The organism is Pseudomonas sp. MF06569 (genome assembly GCF_059862735.1).
This window is the reverse complement of sequence record NZ_JCBCUZ010000026.1, coordinates 49466-75964: the sequence shown is the minus strand read 5'-3', so window position 1 is coordinate 75964 and position 26499 is coordinate 49466. Positions and strand designations below refer to the sequence as shown.

Sequence of the window (26499 nt, the reverse complement as noted above, 5' to 3'; positions counted from 1 at the left end):
GCCCAGCGCCCGGCCAAGCATGGTGCCGATAATGACCATGGTCATGGTGGCCAGGCCGATGGCAGCAGCAGCCACCAGGATATTGACGTCCACAAAAGCCAGGCCGACGCCTACCGCCAGCGCATCGATGCTGGTGGCGATGGCCGTGACCACCAGAATCCAGAAAGAGTGTTGCGACGGTTTGTCTTCGGGCTCGTCTTCATCGGGTTTTACGCCGTTGTAGATCATGTACAGGCCCAGACCCAGCAGCAGGGTGAAGGCGATCCAGTGGTCCCACTGAGTGACGTAGCTGCTGGCCGCCTGACCGATGGCCCAGCCGATCACAGGCGTAATGGCTTCGATCACACCAAAGATCAGGCCGGTGCGCAGGGCTTCGCTGAAACGGGGTTTGTGCAGGCTTGAGCCTTTGCCGATGGCGGCGGCAAAAGCATCGGTGGACATGGCGAAAGCCAGGAGAATCAGGGCAATTGGGTTCAATTCAGTCATCCAGTCGGGCTTGAGACAACGACATAGCACTGCGCGCCCGACTTCAGCACAGGTATGACGTTGGTCTCGCAAATCCGTATGGATGCCATGGCCACGGCAGGTTGCCGAGAATGTTGACCAGAGCGCCGCCACGCAAGTGACGGCCAGCTACTCCCCAAAGAGGGGCGCAGAATAACAGCAAATGATGCAATTAAGGGAAAAGGCTAAATTTATCGTGGGATTCTTCGTTTATAAGATCGCCTGAAAACCGTGGTCAGCTCCCGCAGGGGGGCATTCAGGCCGACGTGCTGACCATCGACCCCGAGCCGCTGCTGCCCTGGGCTGTCAGTGCCTGCAGCAATGCGGCCGTGGCCGCTTGCAGCGCCGCAGTGGTCGCCGTCACTTGTGCCTGGGCCCCGGCAACGGCAGCGGCCTTGGCGTCCGGGCTCTGGTCGCTGGCCTGAATGCTTTGCAATGCCTGCATCTGCTGCTGAAGCTGTTTTTGCAGTTGCGCGATCTGTTTTTTCAGCTGCTTGACCGTGTCTGAACTGTCGTCACTGCTGTCTGGCGCAGGTGCCGCATTGGCGCCCCTGGACGCTCGCGGCTTGACCTGTTCGGTGGCCGTGGCGCTGGCGTCACTCACGGCGCTGCTGTCCGCCGCCTTGCTGGATGCAGTGCTGGCCACGCTCTGGATATTCAGGCTGGATGCCAAGGGGTTGATGCTGCCGACCATGTCGATTCGTCCTTTAAACCTTATGCCATTCAAGTCCATCGGCAGGGCGCGCCAGTGCTTTAGGCCGTGGCGCGAAATAAGCCGGATCACAGGTCATATGCTTATTCTCTAACGGTATTTAAATTAAATTTCTTATACCTATAAAGTCATACCCCTGCGTACAGGTCGACCAATCGACGCGCCGCACGAAATGAACCAACACGGGACCTCCGTGAGTTTCTGATCGATCAGCGCGCCATTGGGTGTGCTCTGCGTGGGAGTGATTTATGTCTGCACCGTCTGCCTCTGCGATTGCTGTAAGCATCGCCCCTCAGTCTTTTGAGATCCGCCCGTTCAGCGGTGCCGTGGGTGCCGAAATCATCGGGCTTGATCTGGCGTTGCCGGTCAATGACCAGGATTTTGCGCGCATTCACCGCGCGCATTTGGAGCATCACGTGGTGGTGTTCCGCGATCAGCGCATTACCCCGCAGCAACAAATCGCCTTCAGTCGCCGTTTTGGCATTTTGCAGATCCATGTGCTCAAACAGTTTCTGCTGACCGGCCACCCGGAAATTCTGATCGTCTCCAATATTATCGAGAACGGCCAATCCATCGGCCTGGGGGATGCGGGCAAGTTCTGGCACTCCGATCTTTCCTATAAAGAGCTGCCGAGCCTGGGCTCGATGCTGCATGCCCAGGAGCTGCCGAGCGAAGGCGGCGATACGCTGTTCGCCGACATGCACAAAGCCTGGGACGGTCTGCCGCAAGCCTTGCGCAGCGCCGTGGAAGGCCGCTCGGCCGCGCATTCGTATACGGCGCGCTACAGCGAAACCAAATTTGAAGGCAACTGGCGCCCGACCCTGACCCCGGAGCAACTGGCTCAGGTCAGCGAGGTGGTGCATCCGGTGGTACGGACCCACCCGGAAAACGGCCGCAAGGCCCTGTTTGTCAGCGAGGGTTTCACGACCCGCATTGTGGGCCTGCCCCAGGATGAAAGCCGCCAGTTGCTGGCAGAGCTATTCGCCCACAGCGTGCTGCCTGAAAACATCTACCGCCATCAATGGCAGCCCCATGACCTGGTGTTCTGGGATAACCGTTCGCTGATCCATCTCGCTGCCGGATGCCCAAGCCATCTGCGGCGCAAGCTCTATCGCACCACCATTCAGGGCAATACCCCTTACTGATCGTCCCTATTTCAAGGAGCATAGCCATGCCCAAATCATTCAAAACCGTCGCTGCCAGTGTAGGCCTGGGCTTGAGTCTGCTTGCCGGCAGCCTGGTCGCACCTACCGTGGCCCATGCCGAAGGCGAGATCCGTATCGCCGAACAGTTCGGCATTGTCTACCTGCTGCTCAACGTGGTGCGCGATCAAAACCTGATCGAGAAACACGGCAAGGAGGAGGGCATCGACATCAAGGTCGACTGGACTCAATTGTCCGGCGGAGCGGCGGTCAACGATGCCTTGCTTTCCGGTTCCATTGACATTGCCGGCGCCGGGGTTGGCCCGCTGCTGACTATCTGGGACCGCACCCACGGCAAGCAGAACGTCAAGGCCGTGGCATCGCTGGGCAACTTTCCGTACTACCTGCTGAGCAATAACCCGAACGTCAAAACCATTGCCGACTTCTCCGATAAGGACCGCATTGCCGTGCCTGCTGTGGGTGTTTCCGTGCAGTCACGCTTTTTGCAATACGCGGCTGCCAAGCAATGGGGCGACAAGGAATTCAACCGGCTGGACAAGTACACCATCGCCGTTCCCCATCCTGATGCCACGGCTGCGCTGATTGCCGGTGGTACCGAGCTGAGCGGGCATTTTTCCAACCCGCCGTTCCAGGATCAGGCGCTGAAAAACCCCAACGTACACGTGGTGCTCAATACCTATGACTTGCTCGGCCCCAACTCACCGACCGTGCTGTTTGCCACCGAGAAGTTCCGTAACGACAACCCTAAAACCTACAAGGCCTTTGTCGAGGCGTTGACCGAGGCGGCCGAGTTTGCCCAGAACGACAAGGCTGCTGCCGCTGACACATACATTCGTGTAACCAAGTCCAAAGTCGATCGCGACGAGTTGCTGAAGATCATCGACACCCCGGAGTACGAGTTCAGCGTGACGCCGAAAAACACCTACCCACTGGCTGAGTTTCTGTACCGCGTTGGCGCGATCAAAAACAAACCCGACTCCTGGAAAGATTACTTCTTCCAGGACGCCAAACCGCTGCAGGGGAGCTGACAGCCATGAACGCCTCCGTGCAAGGCCACACGGCCAGCCACTTGAACGCAACAGGGCCTGCCCTGTTGTCGGTCGATCAGGTAAGCCTTGAGTACCGCACGCCGCAACGTGTGGTGAGGGCGACCCACCAGGTCAGTTTTGAAATCGATCCGGCGGACCGTTTTATCCTGCTTGGCCCTTCGGGCTGCGGCAAGTCGACGTTGCTCAAGGCAGTCGCCGGGTTTCACACACCCTGTGAGGGGCAGATCCGCCTCCAGGGCCAGGCCGTCACCGCACCGGGGCCGGACCGTATGGTGGTGTTCCAGGAGTTCGATCAGCTGCCGCCCTGGAAGACGGTCAAGCAAAACGTGATGTTCCCTTTGCTGGCCTCCAAAACCCTGCCACGGCGCGAAGCCGAGGAACGGGCACTGCATTATCTGGACAAGGTCGGCCTGGCGGCGTTTGCCGATGCTTATCCGCACACCTTGTCCGGTGGCATGAAGGCTCGCGTGGCGATCGCCCGGGCCTTGGCGATGCAGCCGAAAATCCTGTTGATGGACGAGCCCTTTGCCGCACTCGACGCCCTGACCCGACGCAAGATGCAGGAAGAGTTGCTGCTGCTCTGGGAAGAGGTGCGCTTTACCTTGCTGTTTGTCACCCACTCCATCGAGGAGGCGTTGGTGGTGGGCAACCGGATCTTGCTGCTGTCGCCACACCCCGGGCGTGTGCGGGCTGAAATCAACAGCCATCAGTACGATCTGCACAGCCTGGGTGGTACGGGGTTCCAGCACACGGCGCGGCGCATTCATCGGCTGCTGTTCGATGAAACCGATGCAGGCACTGACGAACAACCCCTGAATTTCGCTGATATCCGTATCGCTTATTGAGCCGTGGAGGATTGCCCGATGAGCCAATCATCATCTGTACGCCAGGAGTATGAAGTGGTCCTGGAGCCGTTGCTGACGGTGCCGCTGGAACGCGAACTGCCCCTCGGCCAGCGTCTCTGGCAGCAGGGCTGGTTACGCAAAAGCCTGATCCTGGTCGTGCTGGCCGTGCTCTGGGAGCTGGTGGCGCGCTACCAGAACAACGACCTGCTGCTGCCCACGTTCTTGCAAACGAGCAGTGCCCTGTATCACGGCCTGATCAGCGGTGAATTGCTGAGCAAGGTGGGCATTTCCATGGTGGTGCTGCTCAAGGGGTACCTGATCGGGATCCTTCTGGCGTTTGCGCTCACCACGCTGGCGGTCTCGACCCAGTTGGGTCGTGATTTGCTGAGCACCCTGACGTCGATGTTCAACCCGTTGCCGGCCATTGCTCTGTTGCCACTGGCATTGCTGTGGTTCGGGCTGGGGCAGAACAGCCTGATTTTCGTGCTGGTGCATTCGGTGCTCTGGGCGTTGGCCCTGAACACGTATGCGGGTTTTCTCGGCGTCTCGGAAACCCTGCGCATGGCCGGGCGCAACTATGGGTTGAAGGGCATCCGCTTTGTGCTGTTTATCCTGATCCCTGCAGCGCTGCCATCGATCCTCGCCGGCCTGAAAATCGGCTGGGCGTTTGCCTGGCGCACGCTGATTGCCGCCGAGCTGGTGTTCGGCGCCACGAGCGGCAAGGGCGGCCTGGGCTGGTATATCTTCCAGAACCGCAACGAGCTGTACACCGACAAGGTGTTTGCCGGGCTGGCGGTGGTGATTCTGATCGGCTTGCTGGTGGAGAACCTGGTGTTCGCTACCCTTGAGCGGGTCACGGTCAAGCGCTGGGGCATGCAGCGCTGATGTGCAAAACCCTGAGCGCTTGAAGGCGCTCCGGGATTATTTCCCGCCGGCCTGATTCTTCAGGCCTTTGTACTTTCTGGCCCGTTCTTGCGGCAAAAACGTTGTCGTTTAAACGCAAAAAATCCCAGTTTTTCAAGCGTATGCCCGTGATTGATGGCTATGTGCTACTTATTGCTTGTCATTCATGGCAGGCGTTGGCATGATTTTGACACTAAGGTTATTCCCTAAGTGTTTGCTGTCGGGATCACGGATCACGCTCTGCTTGATGCAGGCATCATCCTCACCTCGCTGCTTCCTTGATGTATCTCCTGAATTTTCCCGGAATCGCTTGATGGCACTGACGATTGCGGCGAGTTTCAAGCTCGGCCGTTACGTTCAAATCGGTGATTTGGCTTCACGACCTCTTTTTCGGAGCGAACGCCATGCAGTTATTCAAAAAACTGATGAACATTCTGGAGCAGGCTGATCGCAGTCGCGAGCGTACTGGCAATCCTTTATTTGTCCCGCCTGAGTTTGAACACCTGAAACGGGATCTCAACATCGTTGAGCAAGCCCGGCGCCACGGTGAGCAGGGCTATCCCCCTGAGGAAGCCACCCGGCTGACGGCGACTGAAGAGACCATCCGTGTGACCCTTGAGCTGGAGCGGGAAAAGGTCCTGGCATGGGCCGAGTCGCGGATCGCAGCGGTTCAAAATCGTCTGGATGCCATGGATATCGGCGCTACGGTGAGCCGCTGTGCTCATGTTGACCAGGATTTCGAACGTGCCATAGACAGCCTGGTGAGCGATTACGCGATACGGCTGCAGCGCCTGGAGTACAGCGTGCGCGAGCGCGAGGCTGAATTGTGTGCCTATAAGGCAGAGCATCACTCGGGATTCGAAAAACATCAAAAGCGCCGCAATCAAGCGTTGGGGATCTATCAGGACGAGATTGCCGACGTGCGCAATGAACTGATGGCGCTCAAGCAGCAGTTTCTTGAAAAGCTTGAGTCGGATGTCCTGGCGTGCAATGAGCAACTGGTCAGCTACCAGTCGGCCCTGGACGAAAAGCGCAATGTGAAACCCCGGCTAGCCAGTGGCCTGAACAAGGCCGAAATGATTTTGGCCGGGCTGGTTCAATGCTATCGCGCCGAAAACCAATTGCATCGCAATGGTCGACGAGTGCCTGCTTACTTCAGTGAACGTATTGCGCTGCAGGCAATTACATTGCCCGACAGCGATGTGGCTGAGGATGAAATTCGTCTGGCCTCGCAGCAGCAAGCGCTGGTGGAACTGATTGAACAGCTGGAGCAGATTCGCGGCCGGATTCAGTCCTCGTTCTATCAAAAATACAATCAACTGATGCCGCTATCCTGGCTGCCTGAATACCCGCCTGTGATGGAGCAACGCATCACTGCAAGCCCGGTTTGAGGTGAGTGCGGGCTGGTCGCTTACGTCCAGCCCAGCGTGACTGCCGTCAACAGCAGATACCTGGCGCCCTTGGCCAGGGTGACGATCAGCACGAAACTCCATAGCGGTTCGCGCATGATGCCGGCAATCATGGTGAGCGGGTCGCCGATTATCGGCACCCAGCTCAGCAGCAGCGACCATCGGCCATAGCGCAGATAGAACGCGCGGGCCTTGTCGAGTTTTTGCTCGCTGACCGGAAACCAGCGTTTGTGTCGAAAGCGCTCGACCGAGCGGCCCAATACCCAATTCAAGACCGAACCCAGGACATTGCCGAGGGTGGCCACGACCAGTAGTGTCAGGGCGACGTACTTGCCGGACAGGAGCATGCCGACCAGCACGGCTTCCGATTGCATGGGCAGGAGTGACGCGGCACCGAATGCCGCCAGGAACAGGCCGAAATAGCTGGTTAATTCAAACACGCGAACTTCCACGAGTGATGGGCGCCGGCCTTGTGTTGTGGGAGCGGGCTTGCTCGCGATACAGGCGCTGTGGTCTTTCTGGCAAACCGGGCCGATGCTATCGCGAGCAAGCCCGCTCCCACAGGGATCGAGGACAGTTGCTCGCGCAAAGGCGTGGTCAGGCGGCCCTTATCGCAGCCTTTTGCAGCGACTACAAGTTTTGTGATTCCAGCAGGTGGCGCTGTGAGGGGGGGCAGGTTCACCCAGAGGATCTGATCAACTACAGGTCGGATTCGCACAAAAAAGCCAAGTCAGAAACCCGCCAATACATTAGTCTCTAAATTTCCGCCGCGCAGGCATGAGCAGATGAATATTCAAAAAATTCGTTATTATCTATCAGTGTGCTGCCTGGTATTAGGCTGCTCAATACCCATCATGGGAATAGTTGTCTGGGGGATAACCGAAGTTTTCCCCCTTGAAGGACGAGCCTTATACATTGCCTACGCGTCAATCTATAGTGTGTTGGTCTTGGTTGGCTTGCGTGTTTACATACCAAAATTAAATCGTGTTGCTTAGTTTTCTCTCGCGCCAAGTACAACGTCAGCAAGTGAACTCAGTGTTCCGCCAGTCGCTTCTGTAACACTATTTCCGCTTCAATTTGCATCCAGCCTGCTAAGGCCCCCAATACTGTTTTGAGCATGGAATTTTGCCTTGTACTCCGGCTCGGCGCGCTCGGTCCCGATCTCTTGTAGCCCATTCCCTCATCAACGGCTTGTAGAACTTGATTACCGTAGGAGGCAACCATCAATAAAATGTCTGGTACCAAGGCAACAACCGACCGCTTAAATAAATATTTGATGTTTGCCTCTAATGCTCAAATAACTAAGGGTGGCAAACTCTAACGCTACGCGTTTTTGATAGGCGATCCTACAACGTTGACAGGTAACTTAACTCGACAGTCCTTTTTTTATTCTGAAGAGAATGCGGTATAGGGGCAGGATTGACGCGGCATCGAATGCCACCAGGAACAGGCCAGAAACAGCTGGTTAATCAAAACACGCGAACTTCCACGAATAATGGGCGAGGGCCTTGTGTTGTGGGAGCGGGCTTGCTCGCGATACAGGCGCTGCGGTCTTTCTGGCAAACCGGGCCGATGCCATCGCGAGCAAGCCCGCTCCCACAGGGATGGAGGACAGTTGCTTGCGCAAAGGCGTGGTCGGGCGGCGCTGTGAGGAGGGCAGGTTCGCACAGCGGATCTGATCAACTACAGGTCGGATTCGCACAAAAAAACCGTTCTTGTATCTGTTCGAATGATCCTCAACGACCCGCCTGCCGGCGGCTTCTGATGCTCGATCACAGACAAGGACCCAAGACATGCAAATGCCGAAAACCATCCAGATCAAAAACGGTGAAAAGGTCTCTCCCACGTTCTCGGCTCAGGAGTACGCCAACCGTCAGGCGAAGCTGCGAGCCTATATGGCGCAGAACAATATCGACGCTGCGGTATTCACGTCCTATCACAACCTCAACTATTACAGCGATTTCCTGTACTGCTCGTTTGGCCGCAACTATGCGCTGGTGGTGACTCAGGACAGCGCAGTCACCATCAGCGCCAATATTGACGGCGGCCAGCCGTGGCGCCGGACCATGGGCACCGACAATATTGTGTATACCGACTGGCAGCGCGATAACTACTTTGTCGCGATCCAGCAGGCCCTGCCCAAGGCCGGTCGGATCGGGATCGAGTTCGATCACATGAACCTGCTCAATCGCGACAAGCTCGCCAGCCGTTACCCCCAGGCCGAGCTGGTGGATATTGGCGCGCCGTGCATGCGCATGCGCATGATCAAGTCAGCCGAAGAACACGCCATTATTCGCCACGGTGCACGGATCGCCGATATTGGCGGCGCGGCCATCGTGGAAGCGCTGCGTGATCAGGTGCCCGAATATGAGGTGGCGCTGCACGCGACCCAGGCCATGGTGCGGGAAATCGCCCGTACCTTTCCCGATTCCGAGCTGATGGACACCTGGACCTGGTTCCAGTCGGGGATCAATACCGATGGCGCACACAACCCGGTGACCACCCGCAAAGTGAACAAGGGCGATATTCTGAGCCTCAACTGCTTCCCGATGATTGCCGGTTACTACACGGCATTGGAGCGCACCCTGTTCCTGGACCACTGCTCGGACGAGCATCTGCGGCTGTGGGAAGTTAACGTCAAGGTGCATGAGGCCGGCCTGAAGTTGATCAAGCCCGGCATGCGTTGCTCGGACATCGCCTTGCAACTCAACGAGATCTTCCTGGAGCATGACCTGCTGCAATACCGCACTTTTGGCTATGGCCACTCGTTTGGCACTCTCAGCCATTACTATGGCCGCGAAGCCGGGCTGGAGCTGCGTGAAGACATCGACACGGTGCTGGAGCCGGGCATGGTGGTGTCCATCGAGCCGATGATCATGATTCCCGAAGGTCGTCCGGGTGCGGGCGGGTATCGCGAGCATGACATCCTGATCGTCAACGAGCAGGGCGGGGAGAACATCACTCATTTCCCGTACGGCCCGCAGCACAACATCATCAAGAAGTAGTGTTGCCATGACCCTGTGGGGGCGGGCTAGCCCGCTCCCACACAATTGCCAAGCTCGATACCAGCGCATGCGTACGCAGATTACGCAGCGTTTTCTGACCTGTTTACCCCTGCCAAAAAGAACACAATGAGGGTATCTGTCATGTCCCGCGTCCCGACGTTGCTTGCCGTTTTCCTATCCCGCATCTCTTTCCCCGGAGGTGCTCAATGAGTATCCCAAGTGCAAGTCTGGCATTACCTCTGACAACCGAGCAGGAAACCGAGCGTCTCAGCGAGCGCAAGGCGCTGCGCCGTGCTGCCACGGCCAGCTTTATGGGCAACTTTGTCGAGTGGTTTGACTACGCAGCCTATGGCTATCTGGCGACTGTCATTGCGCTGACGTTCTTCCCGCAAACCGATACCACCACAGGGCTGCTGGCGACCTTCGCGGTATTTGCCCTGTCGTTTATCGTGCGCCCCATCGGTGGTCTGGTCTGGGGCCATTTTGGCGACAAGTACGGGCGGCGCAGTGCCTTGTCCTGGTCGATTCTGATCATGACCCTCTCGACCTTTTGCATCGGTATTCTGCCTACCTACAACCATATCGGCCTGTGGGCTCCGGCGTTGTTGCTGTTGATTCGCCTGATGCAGGGCTTTTCGGCGTCGGGGGAGTACGCAGGGGCCTCGGCCTTTCTGGCCGAGTACGCGCCCGAGGGCAAGCGTGGTTTCTACACCAGCATTGTGCCCGCGAGTACCGCCGCCGGATTGCTGTTTGGCGCGATGTTTGTTGCCGGAATGCACGCGCTGATGACCGTCGAAAACCTTCACGACTGGGGCTGGCGCCTGCCGTTTTTACTGGCGGCTCCCTTTGGTCTGGTAGGGCGCTATATCCGTGTGCACCTGCAGGACTCACCCAAGTTCCTGGAAATGGAACAGCGACTGGAAGCCAAGGAGTGTGCGACCCATGCCCCGGTCCGTGAATTGCTGACGGTGCATCGTCGGGCAGTGATGATCGGGATTGGCGTGACCTGCCTGAACGCCGTAGCGTTCTACCTGTTGCTCAGTTACATGCCGACCTATCTGTCGACTGAAATGGGCATGAGCGAGAGTGATTCGTTTATTGCCTCGACGGTGTCGCTGGCGACCTATATCGGGCTGATTTTCCTGATGGGCACGCTGTCTGACCGTTATGGCCGAAAGACCATGCTGGTCACCGCGTCGGTGCTGTTTTTGCTGCTGACATTTCCGCTGTTCGGGATGCTTGGCAACCCGTCGCTGCTGGTGATTCTGATGATTCAGATTGCCTTCGGCGCGATGTTGGCCATGAACGACGGCACCTTGCCGTGTTTCCTGGCCGAGATTTTCCCGACCCGGGTCCGTTTCAGCGGATTTGCCTTCAGTTTTAACGTGGCCAACGCGGTGTTCGGCGGGACTGCCCCGTTTATTGCCACCTGGCTGATTCATATGACCGGCAACAAAATGGCCCCGGCCTGGTATTTGTTGGCAGCGGCTGCGGTAGCGCTGGTTGCGATGCTGGCCAGTCGCGAGACGGCGCACACCGCGTTGCAAGACTAAACACACCGCTGAAATACGCCTGTGGGCAGGGCTCAGTGCAACGCCACTTGCTTGCGCTCACCTATCGGCGACACCCCAAACAACCGGCTATAACATTTCGAAAAATGCGCCGCCGAGACGAAGCCGCAGGCGAGGGCGATGTCGCGCACTTGCGACTCGCTGCGCAGCAACAGGCTTCGCGCTCTGGCCAGGCGCAGTTCCAGGTAATACTGGCTCGGTGTGCGCTGCAGGTGTTTGTGAAACAGGCGCTCCAGCTGACGCACCGACACCTCGTTCAAGCGCGCCAGGTCTTCAAGGCTGACCGGCTCTTCAAGGTTGGCTTCCATGATGGCTACCACCTGGCTGAGCTTGGGTTGGGAGGTCCCCAGCTTCTGGCGCAGCGGCACCCGTTGCTGCTCCTGCGCTCCCCGCGCCCGGTCACACAGCAGCAGCTCGGCCGCATGGGCGGCGATTTCCCGGCCACCCGGCTCGCGAGCGATCAGTTGCAGGGTCATGTCCATCGACGCCACGCCGCCCGAGCAAGTGTAGCGGTCGCGATCCAGTTCAAATAGCTGATTGGAAATAATGATCCCCGGGAAATGGTCCTTGAGGGTCTCGATGTCTTCCCAGTGAATGGTGCAACGATAACCCTTGAGCAAACCGGCCCGTGCCAGCCAGTAGCTTCCGGTGCAAATGCCGCCCAGCGCGACACCTTCGTGTGCCAGCTTGCGCAGCCAGTTGAGCACGGGCCGGCTACTGAGGTGGGACACGATGGGGTTTGAACCCACCACCAGCAAAATGTCCAGTTTTGGCCCATCACCCACCACATGGTCGGGCAGGATGCGCATGCCATTGCTGGCAGTGACCGGGTCCAGGGTAGGGGCGATGATCACCGTGCGAAACATTTCACAGCGGGCGGCCATGTTGGCCATGCGCAGGGTTTCGATGGCTGAGGCAAAACCGATGGTGGTGAAGTTTGGTATCACCAGAAAGCCCACGGTTTTTACCGTGGGCATGTTGATCGGTGACGTTGTAACAGGCGTTGCCATCCTTACGCTCCTCTAGATGACCCCGGACGCGTTTAGCGTCGGGGTTCACGCAGGTTGTTGCATCTCCAGGCCGGGGGTGGGGATGCAAGGTTCTGTGCTTTGGGTGTCAGGAAGCATTTGTTGTGCCAGCAGCTAACAGCTTGTTATTGCGAAAAAAATTATTGCCGTCAGAGGCCCGAGGATGACCGGCGTGTGTGGCCCCGTCCCGCAGAAGGTGTCGGCGGAAGGTACCGCCAGCGCTCGCGTTGCCTGGTTGCCACGGCCATGACCCTGGTCAAACGTCCTGACTTTAAAAGCCGGTACAACCCCTTTGTGAGGAGTCAATAACAATACCAGCACGGCCCGTTTCGAGGGGATCACCCCAGATCGACGCCTTAAAGGAATAACGCGATGCTTTCTACCTTCCCACGTCTGGCGCTGCTCGGCCTGACGTTGTTTTGCACTGTTCAGGTGCAGGCCGGTGAGCCGACAACGGCCCCTGTCCCCGAGAAATCCCTGATCGAACGGGGCCAGTACGTGGCCAGGCTTGGCGACTGCATAGCCTGTCACACCGCCCAGGGAGGGGCTGTGATGGCAGGCGGGCTGGAGCTGAAAACGCCGATGGGCACGATTTATTCGAGCAACATCACGCCAGACCCCGAGACCGGTATCGGTCAGTACAGCTTTGAGCAATTTGACCGGGCCATGCGCGAAGGGGTGACGCCTGCGGGGCAGAACCTGTACCCGGCCATGCCGTATCCGTCCTACGCCAAGATGAGCGAAGAGGATATGCGCGCGCTTTACGCCTACCTGATGCAGGACGTCACGCCGGTAAAAATGGCCAATATCGAGGCGGACATGGGCTTTCCGTTCAACCAGCGCTGGGGCCTGGCGCTATGGAACTGGGCCTTTGTCGACCAACAGCCGTTCGTTGCCGACCCTGGCAAAAGTGCCGAGCTGAACCGGGGGGCTTATCTGGTGCAGGGCCTGGGGCATTGCGGCTCCTGCCACACGCCTCGGGGCATCGCCTTTCAGGAAAAGGCCCTGGACGATGGGGGGCGCAGTGGCAAGCACTACCTGGCGGGTGAAACCGTTGAAGAATGGCGCGCCTTGAGCCTGCGCAACCTGTGGACGGTGGAGGACACGGTGCAGTTGCTCAAAACCGGGCAAAACCGGTTTGCCACGGTCTCGGGCAACATGGCTGACGTCATACATCACAGTACTCAGCACTTCACCGACGCGGATTTGACCGCCATCGCCAGTTACTTGAAGTCGCTGCCACCGGGCAAGGATGATTTGCCGATGCCTGCTGTGGCAATCGAACCGGCCAAGGCGCCGGACACGCTGTTTACCAGCCGTGGCGGGTTGGGCTACACGCAGTTCTGCGCCGACTGCCATCGCCCGGATGGAGGGGGTGTCAAAGGCATGTTCCCGCCGTTGAACGGCAATCCGGGGATCGTGGCGGCTAACCCGACCACCCTGTTGCACATCACCCTGACCGGCTGGAAAACCCCGCAAACTGCGACGCACCCACGGGTTTACACCATGCCCGGGTTTGCGCGCCTGGGGGATGATGAAATTGCCGAAATCCTGAGTTTTGTGCGCAGCAGTTGGGGCAATGACGCCCCGGCGATCAAGCCCGCGCAAGTGGCCAGCATGCGCAAGCAGCTCAACCCCCAGACCACTGACGAGAGTGCGTTTGTGACGCCGCGACTGGCCAATCTGCTCAGCGCTGCCAATGCCGACCAGGTGGTGCGCGGCATGCGCTTGCACTTGCAAACCAAGGCGTTGCTGGCGGACAACGTCGGCAATGCGCTTAATTGCACCAGTTGCCACCTGAACGCGGGCACCGTGGCTGATGGCTCTCCGTTTGTGGGTGTGTCGGCGTTCTTCCCCAGCTATGCGCCGCGTGCGGGCAAGGAAGTGACGTTGGAAGAGCGGATCAATGGGTGTTTTCGCCGTTCGATGGATGGCAAGCCGTTGCCGGTGGCCTCACCAGATATGCAGGCGATGGTGGCGTATTTTGACTGGATGAAAATGAACACCGTCGCGGGCGACAAAGTGGCAGGTCGGGGCGTGGGCAAGGTTGATCCCACCATCAAGCCCGATCCTGAAAACGGCAAGGTGATTTATGCGCAGCAATGTGCGGTGTGCCACGGTGACAACGGCCAGGGCCTGAAGCATGCCGACGGCAGCTTTGTGTACCCGCCGCTGTGGGGGGACGAGTCGTTCAATATCGGCGCGGGCATGGCACGCACGTACACGGCGGCGGCGTTCGTCAAACGCAACATGCCGATCGGCTTCCACGAAAAATTCCCGTTGGGGCAGGGTGGGCTATCGGATCAGGAGGCGGTGGATGTGGCGCAGTACTTCTCCCATCAGCCACGGCCTGACTTTGTCGACAAGGCCAAGGATTGGCCTGAAGGCGGCAAGCCGGTGGATGCACGGTATTGAGGTAAAAGCCCGCGCCCTCTCACGGAAGGAGAGGGCTGGGGTGCTTTTCAAACATGGGGTGTCGGGTGCGCCTTGACCTGCGGGCTGGCGTATTGCGGTTTGAGCACGCCCTGGTTGTCCAGCAGCCAGGCGTCCATCACTTTGCGCACCACGGGGCCCGCCACCCGGCCACCGGCTTCGCCGTTTTCGATCATCACTGAAATCACGATCTGGGGATCTTCGGCTGGCGCAAAGCCCACAAACAAGGCGTTGTCACGATTGCGCTCGGCGGTTTTGAGGCGGTTGTAACGCTCGCCCTGCTTGATCGCCACCACCTGTGCCGTACCACTTTTGCCGGCAATCCGGTATTGCACACCCTGGGCCGCTGCCCGGGCGATGCCGCGCGGGTCGTGCATCACCAGTTGCATGGCGTGGTTGACCTGATCCCAATCCCGGGGGTCACGCAGCACCAGATTGGGGATCGGGTGCTCATCCACTGGCGGCGTACCGTCAACGGTTTTGGCCAGGTGCGGACGGTTCCATACACCTTTGTTGGCAATCAATGCGGTGGCCTGGGCCAGTTGCAGGGGGGTGACCTGCATGTAGCCCTGGCCGATCCCCAGAATGACGGTTTCACCGGGGAACCAGGCCTGGCGGCGGGTGCTGCGCTTCCATTCACGGGACGGCATCAGGCCGGACGACTCTTCAAACATGTCCAGGGACACCTTCTGCCCAAGCCCGAACTCCGCCATGTAGTCATGCATGCGGTCGATGCCCAGTTTGGAGGCCAGGTCATAAAAGTAGGTGTCGTTGGAGCGCATGATTGCCGCGTTCAAGTCCACCCAGCCATCGCCGCTGTGGTTCCAGTTGCGGTACTTGTGATCAACGTTGGGCAGCTGGAAATAGCCCGGGTCAAATACCCGGGTCGAAGCTGAAATCACGCCGCTGTCCAGGCCCGCAATCGCCACTTCGGGCTTGATCGTTGAGCCGGGTGCATACAGGCCACGCAAGGCCCGGTTAAACAGCGGCTTGTCGATGGAATCACGCAGGCTCGAATAGTCCCTGGAGCTGATGCCGGTCACGAACAGGTTGGGGTCGAAGCTGGGTTTGCTGACCATGGCCAGCACTTCGCCTGTTTTCGGGTCCAGGGCAATGATCGAGCCACGACGATCGCCCAAGGCTTCTTCGGCAGCTTCCTGCAGCTTGATATCCAGGCTCAGTACGATGTTTTTACCGGCTACGGCATCGGTGTGGCGCAGTACGCGCATGACCCGGCCCTGGGCGTTGGTTTCGACCTCTTCAAAGCCGACCTTGCCGTGCAGTTCATTTTCATAAAAGCGTTCGATGCCGGTCTTGCCAATGGACTGCGTGCCCCGGTACTGGGTGGCATCCAGTTGTTTGGCTTCTTTTTCGTTGATACGCCCCACATAACCGACCGAATGGGCAAAGTGATCGCCCTGTGGGTAATGGCGCACGAACTGTGCCTCGACATCGATACCCGGCAGGCGGAATTGATTCACGGCCAGCAGGGCAATTTGATCTTCCGTCAGCTCGTACAGCAGGGTGGAGGGATCAAACGGGTGGCGCGCCTGCTTCATGGCCTTGGCAAATATCGCCCGGTCTTCGTCAGGCAAATGCAGGATGCTCATCACCGAGTCCAGCACTTTGGCGGTATCCCCGGCCCGCTCGCGGGTAATGGTCATATTGAAGCTGGGTTGGTTATCGGCCAGCAGCACGCCATTGCGGTCGTAAATAAAACCGCGCTCAGGGGGGATTGGCAGCACGTGTACGCGGTTGTTCTCGGAAACCGTGGAGTTGTAGTCAAACTCGGTGACCTGCAAAAAATACATACGTCCGATCAGCGCGCAACTGATGGCCAGCACCAGCCCCGCGCACGCGATCAGTCTTTTATTGACCAGGCGTTTTTCGCTTTCGTGATCTTTAAGAGGGATCGGTTCGGGCATGTGGGGTGTCTCGCGTGAGTCAACAGATAGCAGCAGCCAGCCAGGCTGCGAAATTCGGCGCACACCTTACCAAGAAGCCTGATGTCGAGTCAGGTTATTGGTTGGCTTGTATATGAAAGCCGACGGGCTGTTGTGGCTGTAAACTGCACTTTTTCAAACGGAGCCCCCATCAATGCTGCCCTTGATCAACTGGCACCCCCATGCGCCCTTGCAGCGCCTGCACCTTGACTGGCTGGAACAGGCAGGGGTTGAGGTGGCCGTGCTGCGTCTGGACCTGATCGATCCGCTGATCAGCGGCAACAAGTGGTTCAAGCTCACCGAGCACTTGCTGGCGGCCCATGCAGCGGGGGCTGAAGGGTTGATCAGCCTGGGGGGCGCCCATTCCAATCATTTGCATGCCCTGGCGGCAGCCGGTAAGCGTTTTGGCTTTGCCACCGTGGGGCTGTTGCGTGGTCATCCTCAGCAAACCCCCACCACGCTGGACCTTGAGCGTTATGGCATGCAGTTGCACTGGCTGGGTTTTGCCGGTTATCGGGCCCGCCATGAACCCGGCTTCTGGCAGCCCTGGCAGGCCATGTACCCGAAGCTGCATCAGGTGCCGGAGGGCGGTGGCGGGCTGGCGGGAGCCTCGGGATGCAAGTCGCTGGTGAGCAGGGTGCGCAGTCAGCTGGCGGATGTGGGCTGGGATGATTACGACGGCTGGTGGTTGGCGGCAGGCACCGGCACGACCCTGGCCGGGCTGGTGCTGGGCGAGGAGGGCGCGCGGTGTGTGTATGGCGCGCTGGCGGTGCCACTGGATCACGGTGTCGCGCCACAGGTGGAAGCCATTTTGCAGGCGGGCGGGGCAATGGAGCGCAATTTTCAGTTGATAGAGGCCAGTCGCGGTGGCTTTGCCAGGGTCGATGACGAATTACTGGAGTTTATTCAGGACAGCGAAGCGGCCTGTGGGTTACCGCTGGAGCCGTTGTATACAGCCAAGGCGTTGATGGCGCTGGAACAGGCGGTCAAGGAAGGGGGCGTAGCGCGGGGGATGCGTCTGGTGTTTGTCCACACCGGCGGCTTGCAAGGCCGCCGGGGGTTTGCGTAATCACCCCGAATGCAGGATCAATGTGAAAGCGGGCTTGCTCGCGCTACAGGCGCTACGGTCTGCCAGGCAAACCGCAGGGATACCATCGCAGGCAAGCCAGCTCCCACAGGTTAGGTTATGTCCATGACGGCAAGATCAATGTGGGAGCGGGCTTGCTCGCGATGCAGGCGCTGCGGTCTGTCAGGCAAACCGCAGGGATACCATCGCAGGCAAGCCAGCTCCCACAGGTTGGGTGATGTCCCTGACGGCAGGATCAATGTGGGAGCGGGCTTGCTCGCGCTACAGGCGCTGCGGTCTGCCAGGCAAGCCCGCTCCTGCAGGTTTAACCGCGCCCAGGCAGCATGCGCAGCAGGGTGTTGTCCTTGATCAGGTAGTGGTGCGCGAGCCCTGCAACGGCATGCAGGCCGATCAGCCAGTAACCGATGGTGCCGCCCAGTTCGTGCCAGCTCTTGATCTGCTTGGCGAAGTCAGGGGCCTTGGCGGTGAGCGGCAGGATGTCGACGCCGTAGAAGAACACCGGCTTGTCGTTGTAGCTCAACACCAGGTAGCCCAGTACCGGCATGGCGATCATGAACAGGTACAGTGCCCAGTGCATGAGCGTGGCCAGTGCTGTTTGCCAGGCAGGCGGGGTTGGGGTGATTTTTGGCGCGACGCCCAGGGTTCGGGCCAGCAACCGTAGCCAGACCAGCGCAAAGACGGTCAAGCCGAGCATGAAGTGCGCGTCTTTCATCAGGTTGCGACCGGCGCTGTCCTTGGGAAAGATCCCGCGAAACTCAATGGCGGCGTAGATCAAGACAAACAACAACACCATAAGCCAGTGCAGGGCGATGGACATTCGACTGTAGTGATGGGCGGTGCTTTTCCAGGACATGGTGTTTCCTCACAGTTCAGGTCTGAAGCCTCCGTTCTTGTGTGACGGAGTCCCTGTACTTTAAGCGAGTTGGGCGATTTCGCACTGAGATACGTCAGCTTTCTGGGTTGCCCGGCACATTTGGCCAAAGGTCGGACACTAAAAACAAACGTTCGGCTTCTTCCCAGTCGCCCTCACTGTTCTGCACCAGACGGACTAGCAGTTGGGCCGGTGCCTGGGGGTGCAGTTCGGCAAGCCACACGTCGAGCTGTTGCGCCGTCCATATCCCTTCGGGGCCATAGAGTGCCGGGGCAAGCCAGGCATGACGGGGCAAGGGTTGCCAGCAACCGGCAGGGCTCTGGCGGATAAACGCCGGCCAGTCGCGCTGATGCAGCCAGCTGCCGCGCAGGTGCTGGGGGTTGGCGCCTGCCGGGGCCTGTGCCTTGCCCGGCCACGGATACAGCAGGTAGCCACCGAGCCACAGGTGCGCGTTGAACGTCTGGACATCAAGGCTGGCAAGGACTTCGCGGCTTTCGGGGCGGCTGGACATGGGGAGCTGATGCTGGCTGAAATGCTTGAGCTTGCGGTCCAGCCGGTCATTGCTGCCGGGGCCGAGCCATTGGGCAGGGTCCGTGCCGTCTGCGTCCTGAGGCCCGAGGTAGAGCTTGATCGCCAGTTCCAGGTGATGCACGCCTTCGCGGTCACGCACCAGCAGGTCCAGTTCCCCCAAGGTATGCCCGCCAAGCCGGATCGGCAGGTTGGCCGCAATCAGCTCGACGCCCGGCGCGTGCTGCACGGCAAATTGCCATAGGCGCTCGTAGTAGCGCCCCAGGCGCCGGGTGGTCGCCAGTGCCAGCCAGTGCTGCAGCGGTTCGCTGCACCGGTCCAGCTCGCGCAGCCAGTGCTCAAGCTGCTCCGGGGCCTGGACCCAGTCGCTGCCTGCCAATGGGTGACGTTGGGGCCAGGGTGTGCGGCTCAGCATCGGCGGGGCGAGAATCACCCACGCCAGGTCGCGCACCTCAGGGTGACGCAATTGGTGGGGCAGGTTGAGCAAGTCGGGAAAGAGTGTCATTGAGCGAGCATAGCTGTTTGCCAGACCCCGGGGGCTGAAAGGGTTTTGTCTATCGTCGTCTTTCGCCCATAATCGTTGTTTTCGCACGCATTGAATCCCGCAGGAGCCCCATGGAGCAATTTCGCAATATCGGCATCATAGGTCGTCTGGGCAGCTCCCAAGTGCTCGACACGGTTCGCCGACTGAAAAAATTCCTGCTTGAGCGGCACATGCACGTGATCCTCGAAGACACCATCGCCGAGGTGTTGCCCGGTCATGGCTTGCAAACCTCGTCGCGCAAAATGCTCGGCGAAGTCTGCGACATGGTGATTGTGGTCGGCGGCGATGGCAGCTTGTTGGGCGCGGCCCGCGCACTGGCCCGCCACAACGTCCCGGTATTGGGCATCAACCGTGGCAGCCTGGGCTTTTTGACGGACATCCGTCCCGATGAGCTGGAAGTCAAAGTGGCCGAAGTACTCGACGGTCACTACCTGGTTGAGAACCGCTTCCTGCTGCAAGCCGAAGTTCGCCGTCACGGTGAAGCCATCGGCCAGGGCGACGCCTTGAATGACGTGGTGCTGCACCCTGGCAAATCCACGCGCATGATCGAGTTCGAACTGCATATCGACGGTCAGTTCGTGTGCAGCCAAAAGGCCGACGGCCTGATCGTGGCGACGCCCACCGGCTCCACGGCCTACGCGATGTCAGCGGGCGGCCCGATCATGCACCCCAAGCTCGACGCCATTGTGATCGTGCCCATGTACCCCCATACCCTCAGCAGTCGCCCGATTGTGGTCGATGGCAACAGTGAGCTGAAAATCGTCGTGGCCAAGGACATGCAGATCTACCCGCAAGTCTCGTGCGATGGTCAGAACCATTTCACCTGTGCGCCGGGCGACACCATCAATGTCAGCAAAAAAGCGCAGAAGCTGCGCCTGATTCACCCGTTGGACCACAACTACTATGAAGTGTGTCGGACCAAGCTTGGCTGGGGTAGCCGACTGGGCGGCAGGGCTGACTGATGCTCGATCCAGCGCGCAGTTACGATCTGATCGGTGACGTGCATGGCTGTGCTCATACCCTTGAGCACCTGCTGGAGCGTCTGGGCTATCGCAAACTCGCCGGTATCTGGCGACACCCGCAACGGATGGCGGTGTTCCTGGGTGACATCATTGATCGCGGCCCGCGCATTCGCGAGTCGCTGCATATTGTTTACGATATGGTCAGGTCCGGTCAGGCCCTGTGCCTGATGGGCAACCATGAATTCAACGCGCTGGGCTGGTGCACACCCGCGCCCGCCGCAAGTGGCAGGCAGTTTGTGCGTGAGCACACCCCGCGCCATGCCCGGCTGATCCACGAAACCCTCGAGCAGTTCGACCAATACCCTGCTGAATGGCGTGAGTTCGTGCAGTGGTTTTATGACATGCCGCTGTTTGTCGACGCCGGGCGTTTCCGGGTGGTGCACGCCTGCTGGGACGCCGAGGTGATTGCCACCTTGCGGGCGCAATACCCCGATGGCTGCATCGACGAGGCGTTTTTGCAGGCGGCCGGGATGCCGGACAGTTTTGCCAACATGAGCTTCAACCGACTCTTGCGCGGCACGGACATGCGCCTGCCGGGCGGCATGACCCTGACGGGTGGTGACGGCCTGACGCGGGCGTTCTTTCGCACCAAGTTCTGGGAAGACGACCCCAAGACCTACGGCGATATCGTGTTTCAGCCTGACGCGCTGCCTGATCGCGTGGCGCAACAACCGCTGTCCTCAACCGAGAAGAGCGCCTTGTTGCGCTACGGCATTGATGAGCCGCTGTTGTTTGTCGGCCACTACTGGCGCAGTGGTCGGCCTGCGCCGATCCGCCCCAACCTGGCGTGCCTGGATTACAGCGCGGTGCTGTACGGCAAGCTGGTGGCATACCGTCTGGATCAGGAAACCCGGCTTGATCCGAACAAATTCGTATGGGTGAATGTAGATCGCCCAGAGGCCATTCAATGAGTGCTGTAGCTGTTTTACGTTTGCCGCTGTCCGTCGACCTTAGCGGCTTTGTTGCCTTGCTCAGGCGCATGCAGGTCCCGCATCGGGTCAGCGAGGAAGCGGGCGAGCAGGTGTTGTGGGCGCCCGAGGCCATCGCCGATGATGTGCGCAGTTTGTACCAGCGTTTTCCTGTGGGTGATCCGGAGCACGAACTGCCCATCGTTGAACGCCCGGCGGCCATGCCCCGGCCGGGTTTTGCCCAGCAACTGCGTGCCAGCCCGGCCACGGCGGTGGTGTTGCTGCTGTGTGTGATCGTGGCTGCAGTGACGCAACTGGGTGACAACCTGTCGGCCCTGAGCGGGCTGACCTTTCTCGACTTCAGCATTCGAGGCCAGTACATCCAGTTTGTCCCGCTGTCCGACAGCCTGGCGTCGGGGCAGTGGTGGCGATTGTTCACCCCGATGCTGATCCACTTCGGCTTTCTGCACATTGCCATGAACGGCATGTGGTACTGGGAGCTGGGGCGGCGCATTGAAATGCGCCAGGGCAGCATCAACCTGATTGGCTTGAGCCTGTTGTTCAGCCTGGTATCCAACTTCGCCCAGTACCTGTTTGGTGGCCCGAGCCTGTTTGGCGGGTTGTCCGGGGTGTTGTACGGGCTGCTGGGGCATGTCTGGATTTACCAGATGATGGCGCCAAACCCTTTGTATCACCTGCCTCGCGGGGTACTGGTGATGATGCTGGTGTGGCTGGCGCTGTGCATGTCGGGTCTGGTGTCGATGATCGGTTTTGGCCAGATTGCCAACGCGGCCCATGTGGGCGGTTTGGTGATCGGGTGCCTGACCGGTTTGCTGGGCGGGCTTTGGGCGCGGCGCAAACAGATGGCTTAACTCTGTAGTCGCTGCCGCAGGCTGCGATGGGCTGCGTAGCGGCCCTGCTTTTTTGAAGGTCCTTTGGACCTTATCGCAGCCTGTGGCAGCGACTACAGGTTTACTTTTTAGAGTGGAAACGAACCATGTCCTCTTTCAACGAAATGATTCAAAACATCACCCCCGAGATCTATCAGAGCCTGAAACTGGCCGTTGAAATCGGCAAATGGGCAGACGGCAACAAACTCACCGCCGAACAGCGCGAGCTGTCGTTGCAGGCGATGATTGCCTGGGAAGTGCAGAACCTGCCTGAAGACCAGCGCACCGGTTACATGGGTCCGCAAGAGTGCAGCTCCAAGTCGGCGCCAGTGCCTAACATCCTGTTCAAGTCGGATGCCATCCATTGATTGAGATTGGCCGTGGTGCAATCAGCAAGATGTCGGCAAGCCTTGAAACGCCGACCGTTCAGTATGCGTTTCGTTTGGGCGATACCGAGGTGCCGGTCAATCCGTTGATCGGTACCAAACTGCGTCTGGAATACCTGGGTGCGATCAACTGCACTCACTGCGGGCGCAAGACCAAAAAGAGCTTCAGCCAGGGCTACTGCTACCCGTGCATGACCAAGCTGGCGCAATGCGATGTGTGCATCATGAGCCCGGAGCGTTGCCACTACGAGGCAGGCACTTGCCGTGATCCGTCGTGGGGCGAGCAGTTCTGCATGACCGATCACGTGGTGTATCTGGCCAACTCCTCGGGGATCAAGGTCGGCATCACCCGTGCCACCCAGTTGCCGACACGCTGGCTCGACCAGGGTGCCAGCCAGGCGCTGCCGATCGTGCGGGTTGCAACCCGTCAGCAATCGGGCTTTGTCGAAGACCTGTTCCGCTCGCAAGTGGGCGACCGAACCAACTGGCGTGCACTGCTCAAGGGCGATGCCGAGCCTGTTGACCTGAGTGCCGTGCGTGAGCAATTGTTCGAGAGCTGTGCCGAAGGCATGAAAACCCTGCAGGAGCGTTTTGGCCTGCAAGCGGTCCAACCCTTGTCAAACGTGGAGCCGATTGAGATTCGCTACCCGGTCGAGCAGTACCCGAGCAAGATCGTCAGCTTCAATCTGGACAAGGATCCGATCGTGGAAGGCACGCTGATGGGGATCAAGGGCCAGTACCTGATCTTTGACACAGGCGTGATCAATATTCGCAAATACACGGCCTATCAACTGGCCGTGCATCAGTAAAAGGACTCCAGCATGCGCACCGAACAACCGCAAATGATCTACCTGAAGGACTACCAGGCGCCCGAGTACCTGATCGACGAGACGCACCTGACCTTCGAGTTGTTCGAGGACCACACGCTGGTCCATGCGCAACTGGTGATGCGTCGCAACCCGGCACGTGGCGCGGGGTTGCCGGCGCTCGTGCTGGACGGTCAGCAGCTTGAGCTGCTGTCGGTCAGCCTCGACGACATCGAACTGGCGGATGATGACTATCAGTTGGGCGACAGCCATCTGATCCTGCACCCGACCGCCGAGCAGTTTGTGGTCGACACCAGCGTCAAGATCCACCCCGAGTCCAACACTGCGCTGGAAGGCCTGTACAAGTCCGGCGGGATGTTCTGCACCCAGTGCGAAGCCGAAGGCTTTCGCAAGATCACCTATTACCTCGATCGTCCCGATGTGATGAGCAAGTTCACCACCACCGTGGTGGCCGAGCAGCACCGCTATCCGATCCTGTTGTCCAACGGCAACCCGATTGCCAGCGGTCCCGACGAAGACGGTCGGCACTGGGCAACCTGGGAAGACCCGTTCATGAAACCGGCCTACCTGTTTGCGCTGGTAGCCGGGGACCTGTGGTGCGTTGAAGACAGCTTCACCACCATGAGCAACCGCGTGGTTGCACTGCGCATTTATGTCGAGCCGGAAAACATCGACAAATGCCAGCACGCCATGGTCAGCCTGAAAAAGTCCATGGCCTGGGATGAAGAAACCTACGGTCGTGAATACGATCTGGATATCTTCATGATCGTCGCCGTGAACGACTTCAACATGGGCGCGATGGAGAACAAGGGCCTCAACATCTTCAACTCCAGCGCCGTACTGGCCCGCGCCGAGACCGCGACCGATGCCGCTCACCAGCGGGTCGAGGCCATCGTGGCCCACGAGTACTTCCACAACTGGTCGGGCAACCGCGTGACCTGTCGCGACTGGTTCCAGCTGTCGCTCAAGGAAGGCTTCACGGTGTTCCGTGATTCGCAGTTCTCGGCGGACATGAACTCGCGCACGGTCAAGCGCATTCAGGACGTGGCCTATCTGCGTACCCACCAGTTCGCTGAAGACGCGGGCCCAATGGCTCACGCGGTGCGCCCTGACAGCTTTATCGAAATCTCCAACTTCTACACCCTGACCGTTTACGAAAAGGGTTCTGAAGTGGTGCGTATGATCCACACCTTGCTGGGGGCCGAGGGATTTCGCAAAGGCAGCGATCTGTACTTCGAGCGCCATGACGGCCAGGCCGTGACTTGCGATGATTTCATCAAGGCCATGGAAGATGCCAACGGCGCCGACCTGAGCCAGTTCACACGCTGGTACAGCCAGGCAGGCACTCCGCGTCTTGCCGTCAGCGAGCACTACGATGCCGCGCAGAAAACCTACAGCCTGACCTTTGCCCAAAGCTGCCCGGCCACCCCGGACAAGGTCGAAAAACTGCCGTTCGTGATTCCGGTCGAGCTGGGCCTGTTGAACGCCCAGGGCACTGAAATTGCCCTGCAACTGGCGGGCGAAGCGACTGCCGTGGGCACCAGCCGCGTACTGTCGGTGACTGAGGCCGAGCAGACGTTCACGTTTGTCGGTATCAACGAAAAGCCGTTGCCGTCGTTGCTGCGCGGTTTCTCGGCACCGGTGAAACTGAGTTTTGCCTACAGCCGCGACCAAATGATGTTCCTGATGCAGCACGATACCGACGGCTTCAACCGCTGGGATGCAGGCCAGCAACTGTCGGTGCACGTGCTGCAGGAATTGATTGGGCAACATCAGCGCGGTGAAGCACTGGTGATGGATTCGCGTCTGGTAGAAGCCTTGCGCAGTGTGCTGGGCAATCAGGCGCTGGATCAGGCCATGGTCGCTGAAATGCTGTCGTTGCCGGGCGAAGCCTACCTGACTGAAATCAGCGACGTGGCGGACGTTGAAGCGATCCACATCGCTCGTGAGTTCGCTCGCAAGCAACTGGCCGACAGCCTGTTCGACGGTTTGTGGGCCCGCTACCAGGCTAACCGTGAAGTGTCGAAAGTCACGCCATACGTGGCTGAAGCCGAACACTTCGCCCGTCGTGCTCTGCAAAACATCGCGCTGTCGTACCTGATGCTTGCCGGCAAGCCAGAGGTGCTGGCGGCGGCCCTGGAGCAGTTCGAGCACAGCGACAACATGACCGAGCGCCTGACGGCGCTGGCGGTACTGGTCAACTCGCCATACGAGGCTGAAAAAGCCGCAGCGCTGGCCAGTTTTGCCGAGCACTTCAAGGACAATCCACTGGTCATGGATCAGTGGTTCAGCGTGCAGGCCGGCAGCACCCTGCCGGGTGGCCTGCAGCGTGTGCGCGAGTTGATGGAGCACCCGGCATTCAACCTCAAGAACCCGAACAAAGTGCGGGCTCTGGTGGGTGCGTTTGCCGGACAGAACCTGATCAACTTCCATGCCGCGGATGGCTCGGGCTATCGCTTCCTGGCGGACCTGGTGATCCAGCTCAACGGCTTCAATCCGCAGATTGCATCGCGGCAACTGGCGCCGTTGACCCGCTGGCGCAAATACGACGGCGCCCGTCAGGCGCTGATGAAAGCGGAACTGGAACGCATCCGCAATTCGGGCGAGCTGTCCAGCGACGTGTTTGAAGTGGTGAGCAAAAGCCTGGCGTAATGCTGTTCACTTTCAAGTGTGGGAGCGGGCTTGCTCGCGATGGTCGTTAACGAAGACGCGTATTGGCTGAGTAAATACGGTGTTCTGGAGTCCATCGCGAGCAAGCCCGCTCCCACACTAGGTGGTGCAGTGACCTGATTGTGTGAGCGACACACAACCTGTGGGAGCTGGCTTGCCTGCGATGCAGACGCTGCGGTCTGGCAGGCAGGCAGGTTGGGT

22 protein-coding genes are annotated in these 26499 nt (G+C 59.3%); 15 read left to right on the top strand and 7 right to left on the bottom strand.

Annotated elements, in window-relative coordinates; genetic code table 11:
- Together AC19YQ_RS20195 and AC19YQ_RS20190 are read right to left on the bottom strand one after the other, a co-directional pair.
- Nucleotides 1-477 (bottom strand): manganese efflux pump MntP (locus AC19YQ_RS20195; RefSeq protein ID WP_500595788.1); only part of this gene is annotated, 477 nt, incomplete at its 3' end.
- Nucleotides 478-760: 283 nt separating this feature from the next.
- A complete protein-coding gene (locus tag AC19YQ_RS20190) occupies nt 761-1198 on the bottom strand; it encodes a hypothetical protein (RefSeq protein WP_500595786.1) in 438 nt (145 codons plus the stop codon).
- Nucleotides 1199-1464: 266 nt separating this feature from the next.
- Between AC19YQ_RS20190 and AC19YQ_RS20185 the strand changes: the two genes are divergently transcribed.
- The 5 genes from AC19YQ_RS20185 to AC19YQ_RS20165 all read left to right on the top strand — a co-directional run bounded on the left by AC19YQ_RS20185 (nt 1465) and on the right by AC19YQ_RS20165 (nt 6567).
- Nucleotides 1465-2361, top strand: a complete 897-nt coding sequence (locus tag AC19YQ_RS20185; protein ID WP_500595785.1) for a TauD/TfdA dioxygenase family protein — start codon at nt 1465-1467, stop codon at nt 2359-2361.
- A 26-nt stretch (nt 2362-2387) separates the two neighbouring features.
- Nucleotides 2388-3407, top strand: a complete 1020-nt coding sequence (locus AC19YQ_RS20180) for an ABC transporter substrate-binding protein (RefSeq protein ID WP_048351476.1) — start codon at nt 2388-2390, stop codon at nt 3405-3407.
- 5 nt (nt 3408-3412) lie between these two features.
- Entirely contained in the window at nt 3413-4273 is an 861-nt protein-coding gene (locus AC19YQ_RS20175; RefSeq protein WP_019822430.1) for an ABC transporter ATP-binding protein, read from the top strand.
- Between the two features lie 18 nt (nt 4274-4291).
- Nucleotides 4292-5158: an ABC transporter permease gene (locus AC19YQ_RS20170; protein WP_133078545.1), complete on the top strand. Its 867-nt coding sequence runs from the start codon at nt 4292-4294 to the stop codon at nt 5156-5158.
- Between the two features lie 422 nt (nt 5159-5580).
- On the top strand, nt 5581-6567 hold the full coding sequence (locus AC19YQ_RS20165) for a hypothetical protein (RefSeq protein ID WP_500595784.1): 987 nt from the start codon (nt 5581-5583) through the stop codon (nt 6565-6567).
- 20 nt (nt 6568-6587) lie between these two features.
- On the opposite strand, the gene AC19YQ_RS20160 is transcribed toward AC19YQ_RS20165, so the two are convergent.
- The gene (locus AC19YQ_RS20160; protein ID WP_326427034.1) at nt 6588-7025 is read right to left on the bottom strand and encodes a YqaA family protein; all 438 of its coding nucleotides are present in this window, start codon (nt 7023-7025) and stop codon (nt 6588-6590) included.
- A 1353-nt stretch (nt 7026-8378) separates the two neighbouring features.
- Between AC19YQ_RS20160 and creA the strand changes: the two genes are divergently transcribed.
- Both creA and AC19YQ_RS20150 read left to right on the top strand, forming a co-directional pair.
- Nucleotides 8379-9590, top strand: coding sequence for a creatinase (creA, locus tag AC19YQ_RS20155; protein ID WP_133079228.1), 1212 nt, complete (start codon nt 8379-8381; stop codon nt 9588-9590).
- Between the two features lie 311 nt (nt 9591-9901).
- The gene (locus AC19YQ_RS20150) at nt 9902-11143 is read left to right on the top strand and encodes an MFS transporter (protein ID WP_445261387.1); all 1242 of its coding nucleotides are present in this window, start codon (nt 9902-9904) and stop codon (nt 11141-11143) included.
- A 32-nt stretch (nt 11144-11175) separates the two neighbouring features.
- On the opposite strand, the gene cahR is transcribed toward AC19YQ_RS20150, so the two are convergent.
- Nucleotides 11176-12171 (bottom strand): transcriptional regulator CahA, encoded by a 996-nt coding sequence (gene cahR / locus AC19YQ_RS20145; RefSeq protein WP_500595783.1) that lies wholly within the window; start codon nt 12169-12171, stop codon nt 11176-11178.
- 390 nt (nt 12172-12561) lie between these two features.
- Here cahR and AC19YQ_RS20140 point away from each other — a divergent pair, with 390 nt between their 5' ends.
- Entirely contained in the window at nt 12562-14604 is a 2043-nt protein-coding gene (locus AC19YQ_RS20140; RefSeq protein WP_500595782.1) for a c-type cytochrome, read from the top strand.
- Between the two features lie 47 nt (nt 14605-14651).
- On the opposite strand, the gene mrdA is transcribed toward AC19YQ_RS20140, so the two are convergent.
- Entirely contained in the window at nt 14652-16547 is a 1896-nt protein-coding gene (gene mrdA, locus AC19YQ_RS20135; protein ID WP_339475829.1) for a penicillin-binding protein 2, read from the bottom strand.
- Nucleotides 16548-16719: 172 nt separating this feature from the next.
- On the opposite strand from mrdA, the gene AC19YQ_RS20130 reads away from it, so the two are divergent.
- Nucleotides 16720-17634 carry a 1-aminocyclopropane-1-carboxylate deaminase/D-cysteine desulfhydrase gene (locus AC19YQ_RS20130; RefSeq protein ID WP_500595781.1) on the top strand — a complete coding sequence of 305 codons (915 nt, stop codon included), beginning with the start codon at nt 16720-16722 and terminating at the stop codon, nt 17632-17634.
- A gap of 322 nt (nt 17635-17956) precedes the next feature.
- On the opposite strand, the gene AC19YQ_RS20125 is transcribed toward AC19YQ_RS20130, so the two are convergent.
- Together AC19YQ_RS20125 and AC19YQ_RS20120 are read right to left on the bottom strand one after the other, a co-directional pair.
- Nucleotides 17957-18505 carry a cytochrome b gene (locus AC19YQ_RS20125; protein ID WP_500595780.1) on the bottom strand — a complete coding sequence of 183 codons (549 nt, stop codon included), beginning with the start codon at nt 18503-18505 and terminating at the stop codon, nt 17957-17959.
- Nucleotides 18506-18599: 94 nt separating this feature from the next.
- Nucleotides 18600-19556: a DUF1853 family protein gene (locus tag AC19YQ_RS20120; protein WP_500595779.1), complete on the bottom strand. Its 957-nt coding sequence runs from the start codon at nt 19554-19556 to the stop codon at nt 18600-18602.
- 110 nt (nt 19557-19666) lie between these two features.
- Between AC19YQ_RS20120 and AC19YQ_RS20115 the strand changes: the two genes are divergently transcribed.
- From AC19YQ_RS20115 to pepN, 6 genes are all read left to right on the top strand, one after another.
- Nucleotides 19667-20557: an NAD(+) kinase gene (locus AC19YQ_RS20115; protein ID WP_095000386.1), complete on the top strand. Its 891-nt coding sequence runs from the start codon at nt 19667-19669 to the stop codon at nt 20555-20557.
- The gene (locus AC19YQ_RS20110; protein WP_133079236.1) at nt 20557-21528 is read left to right on the top strand and encodes a metallophosphoesterase; all 972 of its coding nucleotides are present in this window, start codon (nt 20557-20559) and stop codon (nt 21526-21528) included. The genes AC19YQ_RS20115 and AC19YQ_RS20110 overlap by 1 nt, the downstream gene beginning before the upstream one ends.
- Entirely contained in the window at nt 21525-22397 is an 873-nt protein-coding gene (locus tag AC19YQ_RS20105; RefSeq protein ID WP_133079237.1) for a rhomboid family intramembrane serine protease, read from the top strand. The genes AC19YQ_RS20110 and AC19YQ_RS20105 overlap by 4 nt, the downstream gene beginning before the upstream one ends.
- 125 nt (nt 22398-22522) lie before the next feature.
- Nucleotides 22523-22783, top strand: a complete 261-nt coding sequence (locus AC19YQ_RS20100; protein ID WP_016780738.1) for a YeaC family protein — start codon at nt 22523-22525, stop codon at nt 22781-22783.
- Nucleotides 22780-23610, top strand: a complete 831-nt coding sequence (locus AC19YQ_RS20095; protein WP_500595778.1) for a DUF2797 domain-containing protein — start codon at nt 22780-22782, stop codon at nt 23608-23610. Before AC19YQ_RS20100 ends, AC19YQ_RS20095 begins: the two co-directional genes overlap by 4 nt.
- 12 nt (nt 23611-23622) lie before the next feature.
- Entirely contained in the window at nt 23623-26280 is a 2658-nt protein-coding gene (gene pepN / locus AC19YQ_RS20090; RefSeq protein WP_500595777.1) for an aminopeptidase N, read from the top strand.
- Nucleotides 26281-26499: the final 219 nt, after the last annotated feature.